Source organism: uncultured Shimia sp., assembly GCF_947493595.1.
Classification (GTDB): domain Bacteria; phylum Pseudomonadota; class Alphaproteobacteria; order Rhodobacterales; family Rhodobacteraceae; genus Shimia.
Window position 1 is genome coordinate 833,986 of the sequence record NZ_CANLRL010000001.1, and the last position, 15,234, is coordinate 849,219.

General features: G+C 58.7%; 17 protein-coding genes. 4 read left to right on the top strand and 13 right to left on the bottom strand.

Annotated features, from left to right (window positions below; genetic code table 11):
* The first annotated feature begins 56 nt into the window (after positions 1–56).
* Positions 57–2,099: a ComEC/Rec2 family competence protein gene (locus Q0955_RS04175; RefSeq protein WP_299420251.1), complete on the top strand. Its 2,043-nt coding sequence runs from the start codon at positions 57–59 to the stop codon at positions 2,097–2,099.
* On the opposite strand, the gene lexA is transcribed toward Q0955_RS04175, so the two are convergent.
* The 7 genes from lexA to Q0955_RS04210 form a co-directional block, all read right to left on the bottom strand.
* Positions 2,096–2,809: a transcriptional repressor LexA gene (lexA, locus tag Q0955_RS04180; protein WP_299420253.1), complete on the bottom strand. Its 714-nt coding sequence runs from the start codon at positions 2,807–2,809 to the stop codon at positions 2,096–2,098. The two genes, Q0955_RS04175 and lexA, sit on opposite strands and share 4 nt — an antisense overlap.
* Before the next feature lie 127 nt (positions 2,810–2,936).
* Entirely contained in the window at positions 2,937–4,112 is a 1,176-nt protein-coding gene (gene glp / locus Q0955_RS04185) for a gephyrin-like molybdotransferase Glp (RefSeq protein WP_299420256.1), read from the bottom strand.
* Positions 4,109–4,600 carry a cyclic pyranopterin monophosphate synthase MoaC gene (gene moaC, locus Q0955_RS04190; protein WP_299420259.1) on the bottom strand — a complete coding sequence of 164 codons (492 nt, stop codon included), beginning with the start codon at positions 4,598–4,600 and terminating at the stop codon, positions 4,109–4,111. The genes glp and moaC overlap by 4 nt, the downstream gene beginning before the upstream one ends.
* A complete protein-coding gene (gene trpC / locus Q0955_RS04195) occupies positions 4,600–5,415 on the bottom strand; it encodes an indole-3-glycerol phosphate synthase TrpC (protein WP_299420261.1) in 816 nt (271 codons plus the stop codon). The genes moaC and trpC overlap by 1 nt, the downstream gene beginning before the upstream one ends.
* Entirely contained in the window at positions 5,412–6,080 is a 669-nt protein-coding gene (locus Q0955_RS04200) for a uracil-DNA glycosylase (RefSeq protein ID WP_299420264.1), read from the bottom strand. The genes trpC and Q0955_RS04200 overlap by 4 nt, the downstream gene beginning before the upstream one ends.
* Positions 6,077–7,096, bottom strand: coding sequence for an anthranilate phosphoribosyltransferase (gene trpD / locus Q0955_RS04205; protein WP_299420266.1), 1,020 nt, complete (start codon positions 7,094–7,096; stop codon positions 6,077–6,079). Before trpD ends, Q0955_RS04200 begins: the two co-directional genes overlap by 4 nt.
* Entirely contained in the window at positions 7,093–7,686 is a 594-nt protein-coding gene (locus Q0955_RS04210) for an aminodeoxychorismate/anthranilate synthase component II (protein WP_299420267.1), read from the bottom strand. Before Q0955_RS04210 ends, trpD begins: the two co-directional genes overlap by 4 nt.
* 145 nt (positions 7,687–7,831) lie before the next feature.
* On the opposite strand from Q0955_RS04210, the gene Q0955_RS04215 reads away from it, so the two are divergent.
* Positions 7,832–9,241, top strand: coding sequence for a polysaccharide deacteylase family 2 protein (locus Q0955_RS04215; RefSeq protein WP_299420270.1), 1,410 nt, complete (start codon positions 7,832–7,834; stop codon positions 9,239–9,241).
* 168 nt (positions 9,242–9,409) lie between these two features.
* On the opposite strand, the gene Q0955_RS04220 is transcribed toward Q0955_RS04215, so the two are convergent.
* The gene (locus Q0955_RS04220; RefSeq protein WP_366140648.1) at positions 9,410–9,568 is read right to left on the bottom strand and encodes a hypothetical protein; all 159 of its coding nucleotides are present in this window, start codon (positions 9,566–9,568) and stop codon (positions 9,410–9,412) included.
* 80 nt (positions 9,569–9,648) lie between these two features.
* The gene (gene hpt / locus Q0955_RS04225; RefSeq protein ID WP_299420276.1) at positions 9,649–10,194 is read right to left on the bottom strand and encodes a hypoxanthine phosphoribosyltransferase; all 546 of its coding nucleotides are present in this window, start codon (positions 10,192–10,194) and stop codon (positions 9,649–9,651) included.
* 98 nt (positions 10,195–10,292) lie between these two features.
* Here hpt and Q0955_RS04230 point away from each other — a divergent pair, with 98 nt between their 5' ends.
* Complete coding sequence (locus tag Q0955_RS04230; protein ID WP_299420279.1) at positions 10,293–10,748, top strand: type II toxin-antitoxin system RatA family toxin; 456 nt, start codon at positions 10,293–10,295, stop codon at positions 10,746–10,748.
* A 221-nt stretch (positions 10,749–10,969) separates the two neighbouring features.
* Positions 10,970–11,611: a thiopurine S-methyltransferase gene (gene tmpT / locus Q0955_RS04235; RefSeq protein ID WP_299420281.1), complete on the top strand. Its 642-nt coding sequence runs from the start codon at positions 10,970–10,972 to the stop codon at positions 11,609–11,611.
* Between the two features lie 53 nt (positions 11,612–11,664).
* Here the strand turns inward: tmpT and Q0955_RS04240 are convergent, their stop codons facing one another.
* The 4 genes from Q0955_RS04240 to Q0955_RS04255 all read right to left on the bottom strand — a co-directional run bounded on the left by Q0955_RS04240 (position 11,665) and on the right by Q0955_RS04255 (position 15,123).
* Entirely contained in the window at positions 11,665–12,852 is a 1,188-nt protein-coding gene (locus Q0955_RS04240; protein WP_299420284.1) for an ammonium transporter, read from the bottom strand.
* Positions 12,853–13,013: 161 nt separating this feature from the next.
* Positions 13,014–13,487, bottom strand: a complete 474-nt coding sequence (locus Q0955_RS04245; protein ID WP_299420287.1) for a CinA family protein — start codon at positions 13,485–13,487, stop codon at positions 13,014–13,016.
* Positions 13,487–13,969 (bottom strand): phosphatidylglycerophosphatase A, encoded by a 483-nt coding sequence (locus Q0955_RS04250; RefSeq protein WP_299420290.1) that lies wholly within the window; start codon positions 13,967–13,969, stop codon positions 13,487–13,489. Before Q0955_RS04250 ends, Q0955_RS04245 begins: the two co-directional genes overlap by 1 nt.
* On the bottom strand, positions 13,966–15,123 hold the full coding sequence (locus Q0955_RS04255; protein ID WP_299420293.1) for a bifunctional 2-C-methyl-D-erythritol 4-phosphate cytidylyltransferase/2-C-methyl-D-erythritol 2,4-cyclodiphosphate synthase: 1,158 nt from the start codon (positions 15,121–15,123) through the stop codon (positions 13,966–13,968). The genes Q0955_RS04250 and Q0955_RS04255 overlap by 4 nt, the downstream gene beginning before the upstream one ends.
* Between the last annotated feature and the right edge of the window lie 111 nt (positions 15,124–15,234).

Here is a 15,234-nt window from a genome sequence, read left to right on the forward strand (position 1 = left end):
ATTGGGGTTCTAGCGTTGAGGCACTGTCTAGCGACACGGGTAAGAGAGGACAAGGCTTGCGCGTCGTCACATTATTGCGGGCATCTCTTCTGAACCAACGCGGGCATCTGTTTTGCTGGGTGCCGGTGTGTTTGGGGGTGGGGATCGGGATTTATTTTGCGCTGCCGGTAGAACCTGCTGTTGCGGTGTTGGTTGGGATCGGGCTGATTTCCTTGGGGTTTGTGTGGTTGACGATCGGTCAGGAGGCTGATGTCGCGGCGTGCTTTTGGCTTGTTGCACTTGTTCTGGCCGGAGTGGTTATCGCTGGCGCCCGGGCCCATCGCGTGTCGGGGCCGGTTTTGGAGTTTCGATACTATGGCGCGATTGAAGGGCGGATTGTTGCGATTGATCGATCTGCGTCCGATGCTATGCGGCTGACATTGGAAGATGTCCGGTTGAGCCGGGTAACACCAGAGAACACACCCAAACGAGTGCGGGTATCGCTGCATGGAGACCACGTCGGCACCACGCCAACAGCAGGTAAATTGATTGGTACTACTGGACATTTGTCGCCACCGTCTGGCCCGGTTGAGCCTGGCGGGTTTGATTTCCAGCGCCACGCCTGGTTCAAGCAAATCGGGGCGGTGGGCTATACCCGTGTCCCGGTGCTGGCATTGGCACCGCAAGAGAACAGCGGCGGGATTTATGGGTTTCGCATGCGGTTGTCCGCTGCCATTCAAACTCGCATGGCCCCGGATGTGGCCGGGTTTGCCGCCGCGGTGACCACCGGTGACCGTAGCGGGATCTCTGAGACCGTTACAGAGTCGCTGAGGGGCGCCAATCTCGCGCATTTGCTGGCGATTTCAGGCCTGCACATGGGGTTGTTGGCGGGGTTTGTTTTTGGCGCCGTGCGGTTCTGTATCGCGTTGGCGCCAACGGTCGCGCTGCGGGTCGATGGAAAGAAAATTGCCGCTTGTGCGTCGCTCTTGGCGGCCACCGGGTATTTGATGCTGTCCGGTGGGGCGGTGTCCACAGAACGGGCGTATGTTATGACCTTGGTGGTGCTTGTGGCGGTGCTGTTGGATCGGCGCGCGTTGACGGTGCGGGCGGTGGCTGTGGCGGCAACTGTTGTGTTGGTGTTGCAGCCCGAGGCGCTGATGGGGCCGGGGTTTCAGATGTCTTTTGCAGCCACAGCAGCGCTGGTCGGCGTGTTTGGCTGGTTGCGGGATAGGCAATGGCAAATGGGGCCAAAATGGCTGCGCCCGGTGTCTGCCGTGGTGGTGTCTTCGCTGGTGGCAGGGCTGGCGACCGCGCCGTTTGCAGCAATGCATTTCAACCATGTGGCGCATTACGGCTTGTTGGCCAACGTGCTGTCTGTGCCCGTCATGGGCGTTTTGGTGGTGCCATCGGCTGTGATTGCCGCGGTTTTGGCGCCTTTGGGTCTTGAGGCGATTCCACTGTGGGTCATGGAGCAAGGGTTGCGGTGGATTGTGACCGTGGCGAAGTTTGTCAGCGGTCTGGAGGGCGCACGTGGTACGGTGCCCAGCGGTGGCGTTTGGGTGCTGCCATTGATTGCTTTTGGAGGGCTGTGGTTGCTTTTATGGCAGGGCCCTGCACGACTTGGTGGAATTGCCACGATTGTCGCTGGGTTCTGGCTGTGGAGCGTGGCAGTCCGGCCTGATGTTCTAATCTCAGACACCGGTGGTTTGGTCGGAGTAATGACGCCGCAAGGGCGCGCTCTGTCCAAAGCCAAAGGACAGGGATTTGTTGCAGAGAACTGGTTAGAGAATGACGGCAGTCAGCGCGATCAGCCTGCGGCAGCGAGCCTGTGGCCCGGAGGGGAAAGTCGTGTGCCGTTTATCGACTTGGCCGGAGGTGGTCGGTTGATCCATGTGCAGGGAAAAACCGGCAAGGCGCTGTTTGAGGGCTGCGTACCTGGAGATATTGTTGTGTTTTCAACGGGTTTTGATGGGCAGTTGCCGTGTCAAACCTTCGACATAGAAGACCTAGAGGCGCTTGGGGCTGTGGCACTGCAATTTGAGGAGGCGTCCACCTCTCGCAAAACGGCCCGCGAGGTGGCGGGCCGTCGGTTGTGGAATGATGCTGAGACGCGCGATTAGTAGGTACGGATCAGCCCGACCAATTTACCCTGCACTTTGACCTTGTCTTCGGGGTAAACGCGGGTCTCATAAGCTGGGTTGGCGGCCTCAAGCGCAATTGATGTGCCATTGTGGTGGAACTTTTTCAGGGTGGCTTCCTGATCTTCCACCAGCGCCACCACGATGTCGCCATTGTCCGCTGTGGTGGTTTCCGAGAGGATCACCACATCGCCGTTGTTGATGCCGGCGTCGATCATGGAATCGCCTTTGACTTCAAGCGCGTAGTGGTTTTGACCCACTGACAGCATCTGGCCGGGCACTGCAACATGGTGGTCAACATGGCTGATCGCTTCGATCGGGACACCCGCGGCGATTTTGCCCATGACGGGCAACTCACGTGCGAAGAGTTGCACCTCGTCTGGCGTGACATTGGCGGCTTGTGCAGGCGACGGATGTGGACCGTCGATCACTTTTGGATTGAAGCCCGCCGTTGGCGCGGACGGCGCGCCGCCCATGCTTTCGGGTAGTTTCACAATCTCAATCGCGCGGGCGCGGTGGGCGAGGCGGCGGATAAAACCGCGTTCTTCCAATGCGGTGATCAGGCGGTGGATGCCTGATTTCGACCGCAAATCCAGCGCGTCTTTCATTTCGTCAAAGCTGGGTGGCACCCCGTCTTTTTGCAGACGGGTGTGAATGAATTCCAGCAGGTCTAGTTGCTTTTTGGTCAGCATGCTCGAGGACCCCTAAATAGAGTGTGTCTTCCCCTCGTTCTACGCATGTTCTTGTTTTGTGTCAAAACTTTTATAGAACATAGCGGAAACAGATGCCGTGATGTGGTATGGCAACTAAGTGTTGCAACTAGATTGGGATGTACTCCACGGCGGTGCCTGCGGGCCGTTCTGGTGCATTTGGCGGCACAACCAGAAGCGCGTTGGCGTCTGACAGTATTGACAGCAGAGAGCTGTCTTGATTGTCAAAAAGTGAGAGTTTTCCGTGCTCTACACGGGCGCGCATGTAGTGCTCACGCGGCCCGTTTGGGGGCATGGGCGTCGCTAAGGTGGCCGGAAGGCGCGGTGTGGGCGTTTCGCCGAGACCCAGCATGGCGCGGATCACTGGCAAAACAAAGACTTGGCCACAGACCATAGCAGACACGGGGTTGCCGGGCAGGCCAATCATCATAGCGCCATTCGCCAAAGTCCCGGCCATAAGCGGTTTGCCAGGGCGCATGGCAATTTTGTAGAAGCTGCGCTGCATGCCCAGATCTTGCGCCACATCGCCCACAAGATCGTGGTCTCCCACAGAAGCGCCGCCAATGGTGATCAGCAGGTCCGCATCGTCGATCAGATCAAAAGCGGCTTCCAGCGAGACGCGGTTGTCCCGCGCGATCGGCAACAGGCGGGCCTCGCAGCCTGCGTCGCGCAGCATGGCCTGTAGGCCAAAGCTGTTGGAGGCGATGATTTGTTCGGGGCCGGGTGTTTCACCGGGCATGACCAACTCATCGCCGGTAGACAGGATCGCCACTTTGGGGCGGCGTGTCACAGGGACCTCGGCGATGTTCATGGAGGCCATCAGGGCGACGTCCGACGGGCGTAGAACTCGAGGGGCCGCGATGGTTTGACCTACTTTGAAGTCGCCTCCCAAGGGCCTGATATGAAACCCTTTGTCGAGGTTGCTTGACAGCGTGATTACATTGCCATCGCGGGTCACATCTTCCTGGATGATCACGCGGTCTGCGCCTTCTGGCACCGGCGCGCCGGTGAAGATACGTACAGCTTGGCCTGCCGCGACGGTGCCGTCAAAGGCGTGTCCGGCGGCGGCTTCGCCAATCACGTCATAGGATTTTCCGGGCGCAGTACCCTCGGAAACGATGGCATAGCCATCCATTGCGGAGGCGGAAAACGGAGGCTGATCGCGGTTTGCACTGACCGGCTCTGCCAGAGTGCGCCCATTGGCTTGAGCCAGCGGGACGGTTTCCACTGGCAGCTGTTTGGTGAGTGCTAAGAGATGTGTGAGCGCGTCAGCAACCGAGATCATTTTGCTTCGTAACGCCCTGATTTACCGCCGTCTTTGAGGATCACGCGGATGCCGCCGATTTCCATGGCTTTGTCGATTGCTTTGGACATGTCATAGACTGTCAGCGCGGCGACATTGACGGCGGTGAGGGCTTCCATTTCGACACCGGTTTGACCAGTGGTTTTTACCGTGGCCTCAACACGCACACCGGGAAGTGTGGCGTCTGGTGTCAATTCAACAGTCACTTTGGTAATTGGCAGTGGGTGACATAGCGGGATCAGGTCGGCGCATTTCTTAGCGCCCATGATACCGGCAAGGCGTGCCACGCCCAGCACGTCACCTTTTTTGGCGCGGCCTTCGTTGATAATGTCAAAGGTGGCCGGGGCCATTTTGATCCAACCTTCGGCGGTGGCGACACGAGACGTGACTGCCTTTTCAGAGACATCCACCATATGGGCGTCGCCCTTGGTGTTAAAATGGGTCAGGCCAGACGCGTGGGTGTCGCTCATCACATGCCCCCCATGGCATTCAGAGGATTGGCGAGCAGTGTACGGGTGGCGGTGGCCACGTCGTCCTGCCGCATCAGGCTTTCACCAATCAGGAAGGTGCGGGCGCCGTAGCGGGCCATGTCGGCCAACTCAGCAGGTGTGTTCAAGCCGCTTTCACAGACAATCAGACGGTCCTCCGGCACCAGCTTGGACAGGGTGCGGGTGGTGTCGAGCGTGGTCTCAAAGGTTTTGAGATTGCGGTTGTTGATGCCCATGAGTGGGGATTTGAGTTGGCTTGCGCGTTCCAGTTCCTCGCGGTCATGCACCTCCAGCAGCACGTCCATGTTCCAGCTAAAGGCCGCTTCTTCGAGTTCCTGCGCCTGCGCGTCGCTTACGGAGGCTAGAATGATCAGGATGCAGTCGGCCCCAAGCGCGCGGGCTTCGGCCACCTGATAGGTGTCATACATGAAGTCTTTGCGCAGCGCGGGCAGGCTGGTGGCGTTGCGGGCTTCGGTCAGGAAGGATTTTTGGCCCTGAAAGCTAGGCGTGTCTGTCAACACGGACAGGCAAGTTGCGCCGCCTTCTTCATAGGCTTTGGCCAGTTCCGGCGGGTTGAAGTCTTCGCGGATGAGGCCTTTGGAAGGCGAGGCTTTTTTGACCTCGGCGATCAGGCCGTAGCCTTCGCGGGCGGCCTTGTGCAGCGCGTCGGAAAAGCCGCGGGTTGGGCTGGCTTCGCGCGCCTCGGCTTCAACCGCCTCCAGAGGTTTGGCAGCCTTGTCGGCAGCCACTTCTTCCAGCTTGTAAGCTTTGATTTTGTCCAGAACGGTCTCGGTCATGCGTCAGTCCAGTTTATCGGTGTGTCGCCTTGGTCGGCGAGCCATGTGTTGATGGTTGAAAACGGGCGGGAGCCGAAAAATCCGCGACGCGCGGAAAGCGGCGATGGGTGTGCCGTCTCAATCATCAGATGTTGGCCGCCATCTTTAGGCGATGTGATGTGAGGTGCAAGGGCTTGAGCCTGTTTTCCCCACAGGACAAAAGCCGTAGGACGGCGGGCGGAGATGTCGGCCAGAACCTGGTGTGCCAGGGTTTGCCAGCCGAGGGCTTTATGGCCGTTGGCGTCGCCCGCTGGCACCGAGAGCACGGTGTTGAGCAGGAGCACGCCTTGTTCCGCCCAGAAGCGTAGGTCGCCGCTTTGTAGGGTTGCACCAAGATCTTCCTGCAACTCTTTGTAAATATTATTTAATGATCGAGGCAGGGGACTTACGTCTGGTTCTACTGAGAAAGACAGGCCATGGGCGTGGCCGGGCGTTGGGTATGGGTCCTGACCCAGAATGACAACGCGCACGTCCTGTGGTGCCACGGCTTCAAGTGCGGCAAAGCGTTGAACCGCGGGAGGAAGAATCTCCCGCGGGTCGTTTTGGATTTGTGCGTCGATGTCTGGCCAGCAGTCCGTGAAGAACGGCAGATGCGCCCAGTGGTAGGGCGGATGGGCTGTGCTCATGCCGCAGAGGTGACTTTGGCCAATGCGGCCACTTTGCCTTTGGCAGCACCGGAGTCGATGCTTTCGCGGGCCTTTTCAACACCTTCGCGCAGGTCGCTTGCTGCATCTGCAACGACTAATGCGGCGGCAGAATTGAGCAAGACGGCATCGCGGTAAGCGCTTTGCGCCCCATCAAGCAGTGCACGGAAGGCGTTGGCATTGTCTTCGGGTGTGCCGCCGACGATGTCCTCAAACGGATGCACAGGAAGGCCTGCGTCCTCGGGGTGCAGCTCCACGTCTTTGACGGTGCCGTCACTTTCCAGAGCTGAGACCCAGCTCACGCCGGTGATGGTCAACTCGTCGGTGCCATCGGATCCATGCACCAGCCAAGCGCGTTCGCTGCCCAATTGACCAAGGGTTTCAGCCATAGGGCGGATCAGATCGCGGGTGAAGGCGCCTGTCAATTGGCGTTTCACGCCCGCCGGGTTGGTCAGCGGGCCAAGGATGTTGAAAATGGTGCGGGTTCCAAGCTCGGCGCGGGTCGGCATCACATGGGCAATCGCCGGATGATGCATGGGCGCCATCATGAAAGCTATGCCACAGGTTTCCAATGCTTTCTCAACCACATCCGGGCCAACCATGACGTTGATGCCCATCTGGGTTTGTACGTCAGCTGTGCCAGACTTGGAGCTCAGATTGCGGTTGCCGTGTTTGGCAACCGGCACGCCCGCACCAGCCGTCACAAAAGCGGTGGCGGTGGAGATGTTGAGCGTGTGCTTGCCGTCGCCGCCGGTTCCGACGATGTCAATGGCGCCGTCAGGTGCTTTCACTGCGTGGCATTTGGAGCGCATGACCGCTGCCGCGGCTGCATATTCATCCACGGTTTCGCCACGGGTGCGTAGAGCCATCAACAGACCGCCCATTTGGCTGGGCGTGGCTTCACCTTCAAACAAGAGTGTAAAGGCGTCTTCGGCCTCAGCGCGCGTCAATGGACGATCAGCCGCAGCGCCGATCAGGAATTTAATGTCGGCAGTCATGCGGCGGCATCCTCTTTGGCGGGCATCATGTCCAGAAAATTTTTGAGCAGGGCGTGGCCGTGCTCAGACGCGATGGATTCCGGGTGGAATTGCACGCCGTGGATGGGCAGTTCTTTGTGTTGCAGCCCCATGATGGTGCCATCGTCCAGTTCAGCGGTGATTTCCAGACAGTCCGGCAGTGTTGCGCGGTCCACCACAAGGGAGTGGTAACGTGTGGCTTCAAACGGGCTTGGCAGACCGGCAAAGAGACCTTTGCCAGTGTGTTTCATGGTGCCCATTTTGCCGTGAACAATCTCGTGACAGCGCACAACATCGCCGCCGAAGTGTTGACCGATGGTTTGGTGCCCCAAGCACACGCCCATCAGAGGTGTGCGGGTTTCGGCTGCGGCCGCCGTCAACGCCAGGCAGATGCCGGCCTGAGACGGGTCACAGGGACCGGGGGACAGAAGGATGCCCGACGGGTTCATGCCCATGGCGTCCTGAACGGTCAACGCGTCGTTTCGCCAGACCTGCACATCGGCGCCCATTTCGCCCAGGTAGTGCACAAGGTTGTAGGTGAAACTGTCGTAGTTATCGATCAGAAGCAGCATTTTGTCGGTTCTTTCCCTAAAGATGCAAAAGGGGTGGAGGCAGAGGGCCTGCTCGCGGTATACATGTTCAGGCTTGGCGCAGAGGGTCAAGAGGGGCAGGAGCAGGTCGCCCCATAAAATGGACGTAAAAGAGAGGCAGGCAGTCATGTTTCGCGGATTAATGTCAGGTGTGTTTTGGGGCGCGATCCTGGTGGGAGGCGTTTTGTCAGCGACGTCGCTGTTGTCACCTTTGCCTGCAACGGTGAAGCCACAGACCAAGACGGATACGCCAAAAGCCACAGATGAGGTTATCACGGACAGCGGCGCGGTTGGGACCGAGTCGCAAGCGGACGCTGCGGTTGAAGAGGCAACGGCCGCAGTGACACCGGCAGCGGACAGCAGTGATGCGCCGCCAGTTGGCAGCACTGATTCAGCACCAAAGCCTGAAACTGGAACCGAAACAGCGGCATTGGCTGTGCCTGTTGCGCCGGCAACCGATGGTGCGGTGGCGGTGAATGTGGAGACACCGGTTCTGCCAAACCCACAGGCTGAGACACCAGCAGCACCTGTGCCGGATTCGGAGTTGTCAATTTCGACAAATCCACCGCAGCCTGAAGCCCCGGTTGTGGTGGAAAATGAAGTGTTCCCAACGCCTTCTGAGAATGGCGCGGAAACTGGTGACGCTGAAAGCTTGGTGACGGATGTGGCGCCAATTGAGGATGCGGAAGAAGACATCACGCCAAAGGCGGAAGCTGCGGAAGAAGATATGGTTGAGGAAGCAGCGGCTGAGGAGAGCTTGCTGAAACCTGCCACGGATCTGAATGAAACCTTTGAGCAACGCACCTCAACGCGATTGCCAACCGTGGGTGCCGACGAAGAAGACAGCGGCGAGACGCAGGCGACGCGGCCGGTGGAATACAACGCCGAACAGTTTGAAAATGCAGAAGAAAAGCCAGTGATGGCGATTGTTCTTGTGGACACAGGGGAAGCGACCTTTGATATGGAGGCGCTGGAGAGCTTCCCTTATCCACTGAGTATTGCTGTGAACACGCTGGACCCGGATGTGGCTGCAAAGACAAAGGATTACCGGGCGCGCGGTTTTGAAGTTCTGGCGATGGTGGACATGCCAACGGACGCAACGGCGAGCGATGTGGAGCAGGCATTGCAGGCACATTTGTCGGTGTCCGACGCCTTTGTTGGCGTGATGGAAGGCCTGGAAGATGGGTTGCAGGGCAGCAAAGAAATCAGCGATCAGGTGACGCAGGCATTGCTGGGCAGTGGCCATGGTTTGTTGATGTTTGCCAATGGGTTGAATACCGCTCAGAAGCTGGCTGCCAAAGAAGGAGTGCCCTCTGCCACCGTGTTCCGTGACTTCGATGATAAAGGCCAAACCGCCGCTGTGATGCGCCGGTTTCTGGATGGTGCTGCCTTTAAAGCCGGTCAAGAACAGGGCGTTGTGATGGTTGGGCGGTTGCGCGATGTGGCGATTTCGGCACTGTTGCTTTGGGCGCTGCAGGATCGGGCCGGGACAGTGGCAATAGCGCCGGTCTCAGCGACGTTTGACACCATCAACTGAGCTGCACCGCACGCAGGATTAAGACACAAAGAAATCGACGTTTTACAACGTCGGTTTTTTGTCTGTATCGCGGCTGTTTTGCGGAGGTGCGTTTTTTGGCGGCGCAAAGCGGTAACAGAGGTGTCGCCGTCTCTTACCGACCCGTCGAGGGTAGGGCGAACCCTTGGCTTAAAACTTCACCGGATTGCGTGGGCGCGGCTCCAGGGTGAGCATCTCCGGCCAGCCAATAAATTTCTCAATCAAGACCAGAACAACACAGGCAGCCACCACGCCGAGCACAAGTTTGACGCGCTTCTCCGAAGGCGGGTTGCGAGACCATTTGCTCATGCGCAGGAGGTGGCGGAGGTTCATTTGGCGCCTTTGAGGTGGGGCGCAGGGCTGGTTAAGGCCCTGCTGTGTGCGAGGGGTTAGCTGTCTTCAACAAAGCGCACCTTGCCGATGAAGGGCAGGTTGCGGTTGCGTTGGGCGTAGTCGATGCCGTAGCCCACGACAAATTCATCCGGGATGGAAAAGCCGATCCAATCCGCGGCAATGTCGGCCTCGCGGCGGGACGGTTTGTCCAGCAGGGCGATGGTTTTGATCTTGGCGGGGTTGCGGGCTTTCAGCAGGTGCAGCACGTGGGTCAGGGTGTGGCCGGTGTCAACAATATCTTCCACAACCAGCACGTCGCGCCCTTCAATTTCGCCACGCAAGTCTTTGAAAATACGTACTTCACGGCTGCTTTCCATGGCATTGCCATAGGACGACGCTTCCAGAAAATCCACTTCGACCGGCAGGTCCAATTCACGCACCAAATCCGCGATGAACACAAAGGAACCACGTAGCAGGCCGACCACAATCAGTTTATCCGTGCCGTCATATTCGGCCTGAATTTCGCTGGAGAGGTCTTCGATCCGCGCCGCGATGGATTTGGCCGAGATCATTTGATCGATGACATATGGACGCTCTGACATGAGACCCTCTTGATTTTCTCTATCTTGCGCCGCTATGTGCGCCACCAGAACTGTGCATAGCGAGGTCGCCGTGCGCTGTCACGCCAAAATGAGACGACATGCCGACGCATTCTGAGACCCGCACGCTGCCATATACCGCCCAACAGATGTATGATCTGGTGGCGGATGTGGCGTCTTACCCAAAGTTTTTGCCATGGTGTGCGGCCGCGCGCATTCGCTCGGTTACACCGGTGCAAACTGATATCGGGGCCGGAGACGAGATGCTGGCGGATCTGGTGATTTCGTTCAAAGTGTTTCGCGAGCGGTTTGGCAGCCGGGTTGTGCTGTATCCTGAGGTGAAACACATCGATACCGAGTACCTGGATGGGCCGTTCAAATACATGAAATCCACATGGGACTTTGCCGATGTGGATGGTGGCGTCGAGGTGAAGTTCTTTGTGGACTTTGAGTTCAAGAACATCCTTTTGCAAAAGGCGATTGGTCTTGTGTTCAATGAAGCCATGCACCGGATTGTGGCGGCGTTTGAGACACGCGCAAAGAATCTTTACAACTGATCCCGTCGCGGGCGGTTGGATCGCGTCGCTACCGTAGTGCGTGTTTTTTCGGTTGATTGGATCAATTCAGGGATTTCATCATGGCGTTAGGTGGACGCGGGGCGGCAGGCCAGGGGGTGTCGGCCACGTCTCGAGTATCCAAGTTTTTACGTTCATAGGCTGGACCCGAAGTGAGCTTGAAGGTGTATTACCACAAGGCATCAGCCGTGCAGGAGGCGTCCATGGAAGAAGCATTTTGGCAAGACAGGTGGCAGAACCAGAAAATTGGGTTTCACGAACCGGCGCCCAATGCGCGCTTGATTGCGCATTTCGAAGCGCTGGCCGTGCCCAAAGGGGCCGCAGTGTTTGTGCCGTTGTGTGGCAAGTCGCTTGATATTGATTGGCTTCTGGCGCAGGAGCATCCGGTGATTGGCATCGAGTTCCATGAAGCGGCTGTGCAGGAAGTGTTTGAGAGATTGGGCCGCAGTGCGGAAGTCACGCAAAACGGGGATCTACGGCGGTACGCGGCGGGAGATCTCACGTTGTTTTGTGGGGACTTCTTTGCCTTGACGGCAGCGCAGGTGCCAGAGGTTGCGGCGGTGTTTGATCGGGCGGCTTTGGTGGCCATCGCGCCGGAGCAGCGTCAGGCCTACGTAGATCATTTAACGCACCTTTGCCCGCAGGTGCCGACCTTGCTTGTGACTTTTGATTACGACCAAAGCCAGATGCAGGGGCCACCGTTTTCAGTGCCTGCGGATATGGTGGATCAGTTTTATGGGGGGGATGTGATGCGCAGATTGCTGCAGAGCGACCCGATCACCAGCCCACCAAAAATTCGCGGGTTGGGGACGGAAGACGTTTATCTGCTGGCGCCTGTCGCATAAAAAAAGGGCGGCCACGTTTGGCCGCCCAGTTCCGGAGTGATTTCGAGAATTCGTTACGAGGCGATGTCGTAGGCGCGTTCACCGTGGACCGCGAGGTCAAGGCCGTTGACTTCGGTTTCTTCATCCACGCGCAGTGGGGTGATCAGGCTGACGAGTTTGACCAGCACGTAAGTCACAACCACTGTGAAGATACCGACGATGGCCAGTGCGCCCAGCTGAGCGGTCCATGTGCCCTGACCGAAGACAGCGATCATAATGGTGCCGAAGATGCCGCCAACGCCGTGCACTGCAAACACATCCAATGTGTCGTCGATTTTGACTTTGTTGCGCACCAGATTCACCGCTTCCTGACAGAGGATGCCAGCGATCGCGCCAATCACGAGAGCTTCAACTGGACCGACAAAACCGGAGGCAGGTGTGATCGAAGCAAGACCGGCGATGGTGCCTGTGACCAGGCCCACAAGAGAGGCTTTGCCGTATTTGATGCGCTCCCACAGAGCCCAAGTGAGGGAGGCTGTGGCGGCGGAGATATGGGTCACGGTCAGGGCCATGGCGGCACCGCCGTCTGCGGCCAGCTGAGAGCCGCCATTGAAGCCAAACCAGCCGACCCAAAGCATGGCCGCGCCGATCATCACCATCCAAGGCGCGTGCGGCGGCGTGGTGCGGTGGCGGCGGGCGCCGAGCATCACGGCAATCACCAGAGCTGCGAGGCCCGCGGTTTCGTGCACCACAATACCTCCTGCGAAGTCACGCACGCCAATCTCGCCAAAGATGCCGCCGTCCGACATCATGCCGCCGCCCCAGATCCAGTGCACAACTGGTGCGTAGCAGAGCAGCATCCAGAGGCCGGAGAACAGCAGCACAAAGCCAAAGCCGATACGCTCCACATAGGCACCAACAATCAGCGCCGGGGTGATGATTGCAAAGGTCATCTGGAAGGCAAAGAACAGCACCTCGGGCAGGGTGCCGGAGAGGCTGTCGGTGGTGACGCCGGAGAGGAACATTTTGCCGAGACCGCCCCAAACAGAGGTGGCGCCGCCGTCATTGCCAAAAGCGATTGTGTAGCCAAAGACGAGCCACAAAACGCTCATCAAACAGGCAATGGCATAGGTTTGCATAAAGACGCTGAGCACGTTGCGGGCGCGCACAAGGCCGCCGTAAAACAACGCCAAACCCGGCAATGTCATGAACAGGACCAGGGCTGTTGCCACGATGATCCATGCGGTGTCCGCTCCGTTCATATTTCTATCCTCTTTGTCCCATGAGTGGTGGTTTTCCTGTCTAAGAGCGGAAAACCTGCACAGAACAAAGGCTCACGTGGCCTCAAAGCGCCTTAAATCAGGGCGTTTTGTGAGTTGCGTAAAAAATAGGCGAAAAACGCGGGTCGCCGCCTAAATGGGCATCACTTTGCGCAAGCGGCCTTAAAAAGCAGCGCCAAAGCGTGATTCCGCGCCGCTTCGCGGACTTCAGAGCGGCCCAGAGCGCCGAACTCGACGGTTTCTGTGGTGCAGCCGGTTTGCGTGGCGATGCCAAAACAGACACGGCCCTCCGGTTTGAACTCAGAGCCGCCCGGACCGGCGATGCCGGTGATGGACACGGTCAATTGGGCGTCTGAGTTCACCAGCGCGCCCAGCGCCATTTCACGCGCGACCTCTTCGCTGACGGCCCCAACGGCGGCCAATGTGGCTTCGCGCACGCCCAGCATCTCTGTTTTGGCGCGGTTGGTGTAGGTGACAAACCCGCGTTCAAAGACGTCCGAGCTGCCTGCGACGTCGGTGAGGGCTGCGGCCACCATGCCAGCGGTGCAGCTTTCGGCTGTGGCGATGCGCAGGTTGGCATCGCGGCAGGCTTGCAGGAGTTTGGCGACGTCCACCATCAGATCAGCACGATATGGTAGAGCGCGGCGGCGGCCAGCGTGGCGATGCCCGCAAATAGACCGGCCCAGATGTCATCCAGCATGACGCCGATGGGGTCGTGGCGTTGATCCGCTTTGCCCACCAACCAAGGCTTCTTGATGTCAAACAGGCGAAAGAACAGGAAGGCCGCAATAGGGCCAGGCCAAACCATGGACATGTCGCGCATCGCAAAAGCCACGGCGGGGAACAGCAGCGCGATCCACATGCCAGCCACCTCGTCGATCACAATTTCGGAGGGGTCCTCTGTGGGGCGGTCGGCCAGATCCTGAATGCAGGCCCACATGCCGATAACAATGGACAAGGCGGTCAGGATGGCCAAGAACCAAACGCCGACAAAATGCGCGGCAGCCCAGCCGATGATCAGCGCGACCAGAGAGCCCCAGGTGCCGGGGGCGACGGGCAGGCGGCCGACGCCAAAGAATGTTGTGATCATGCGGATCATGGTTTCACCAATGTTGCCGTTGCTATGGCGGCAATCCCTTCTTCGCGGCCTGTAAAGCCGAGTTTTTCACTTGTGGTGGCTTTAATCGAGACGCGGTCAGTGGCCAGCCCCATGATCTCGCCCATACGGGCCATCATGGCGGCGGCGTGTGGGCCAACTTTGGGGCGTTCGCAGATCAGCGTGCAATCGACGTTGGAAATGGTGAAGCCTTTGGAGGCGGCCAGCTCCACGGCGTGTTTGAGGAACACGGCGCTGTCCATGTCTTTCCATTCCGCCTCGGTTGGCGGGAAATGGCGGCCTATGTCGCCTTCAGCCATGGCGCCATAGATCGCGTCGGTGACGGCGTGCATGCCGACATCAGCGTCCGAGTGGCCTTTGAGGGCTTTGCTGTGCGGGATTTTGACGCCGCAGAGGATAACGTGGTCGCCCTCTTCAAAGGCGTGCACGTCGTAGCCATTGCCAAGTCTGATATCCATGGGGCCTCTTTGGTCGTTTTGCAGGTGCTGTTCCAGACGGGCAAAATCGTCTGGAGTGGTGATCTTTAGGTTGCGCTCATTGCCTGCCACGATGGTTACGTCAAGCCCTGCGGCGCGGGCGACCTCTACGTCGTCTGCAGCATTGCCCGGATGAGCACGGTGTGCGGCAAGGATGGCGTCAAAGGCAAAGCCTTGCGGGGTTTGGGCGCGAAAAAGACCATCGCGGTTTTGTGTGCCTGTGACGAAGCCGTTTTGACCACGCCAGAGTGCATCGGTGACGGGAAGAGCCGGGGCCGCGCCATCTGCGCCCGTTTGGAGCGCGTCGATCACCGCGTCTATGGTGGTGGCATCGATGCCCGCGCGTGCCACATCATGGATCAGAACGTGGCTGAACCCTTGGCCGTCCAGCGCGTTTAAGCCGGCCAGAACGGAGGCATCGCGGCTGGCACCGCCGTTGACCGTTGGAATGGGCAATGTGTCTGTGTGGGCGGTGTCGTCTGGATGCACCACGGCCAATACGTGATCAACGCGCGGGTGCGTCACAAAGGCGGCAATGGCATGATCTGCCACACGCTGGCCTGCCAAGGGGCGCCATTGTTTGGGTAGACCTGCGCCGGCGCGGGTGCCTCGGCCAGCCGCAACAATTACGGCGGCGGTCTTGAATGCAGAATTTGTCATGGGGTCTGTGTAGAACTTGCGTGTCGAAGTGGCAATTGACCCTTGAGGTCTGCTTAAATTTTGTGCATGCGCGAAAATCTGCTACATTAATGACCAAAATTCCCGGCGGTT

Coding starts and splice junctions, on each gene's coding strand:
- lexA (WP_299420253.1), bottom strand. CDS start 2,809: ATGCTGACCAAAAAGCAACTAGACCTGCTGGAATTCATTCACACCCGT.
- glp (WP_299420256.1), bottom strand. CDS start 4,112: ATGATCTCGGTTGCTGACGCGCTCACACATCTCTTAGCACTCACCAAA.
- moaC (WP_299420259.1), bottom strand. CDS start 4,600: ATGAGCGACACCCACGCGTCTGGCCTGACCCATTTTAACACCAAGGGC.
- trpC (WP_299420261.1), bottom strand. CDS start 5,415: ATGACCGAGACCGTTCTGGACAAAATCAAAGCTTACAAGCTGGAAGAA.
- Q0955_RS04200 (WP_299420264.1), bottom strand. CDS start 6,080: ATGAGCACAGCCCATCCGCCCTACCACTGGGCGCATCTGCCGTTCTTC.
- trpD (WP_299420266.1), bottom strand. CDS start 7,096: ATGACTGCCGACATTAAATTCCTGATCGGCGCTGCGGCTGATCGTCCA.
- Q0955_RS04210 (WP_299420267.1), bottom strand. CDS start 7,686: ATGCTGCTTCTGATCGATAACTACGACAGTTTCACCTACAACCTTGTG.
- Q0955_RS04215 (WP_299420270.1), top strand. CDS start 7,832: ATGTTTCGCGGATTAATGTCAGGTGTGTTTTGGGGCGCGATCCTGGTG.
- Q0955_RS04220 (WP_366140648.1), bottom strand. CDS start 9,568: ATGAGCAAATGGTCTCGCAACCCGCCTTCGGAGAAGCGCGTCAAACTT.
- hpt (WP_299420276.1), bottom strand. CDS start 10,194: ATGTCAGAGCGTCCATATGTCATCGATCAAATGATCTCGGCCAAATCC.
- Q0955_RS04230 (WP_299420279.1), top strand. CDS start 10,293: ATGCCGACGCATTCTGAGACCCGCACGCTGCCATATACCGCCCAACAG.
- tmpT (WP_299420281.1), top strand. CDS start 10,970: ATGGAAGAAGCATTTTGGCAAGACAGGTGGCAGAACCAGAAAATTGGG.
- Q0955_RS04240 (WP_299420284.1), bottom strand. CDS start 12,852: ATGAACGGAGCGGACACCGCATGGATCATCGTGGCAACAGCCCTGGTC.
- Q0955_RS04245 (WP_299420287.1), bottom strand. CDS start 13,487: ATGGTGGACGTCGCCAAACTCCTGCAAGCCTGCCGCGATGCCAACCTG.
- Q0955_RS04250 (WP_299420290.1), bottom strand. CDS start 13,969: ATGATCCGCATGATCACAACATTCTTTGGCGTCGGCCGCCTGCCCGTC.
- Q0955_RS04255 (WP_299420293.1), bottom strand. CDS start 15,123: ATGACAAATTCTGCATTCAAGACCGCCGCCGTAATTGTTGCGGCTGGC.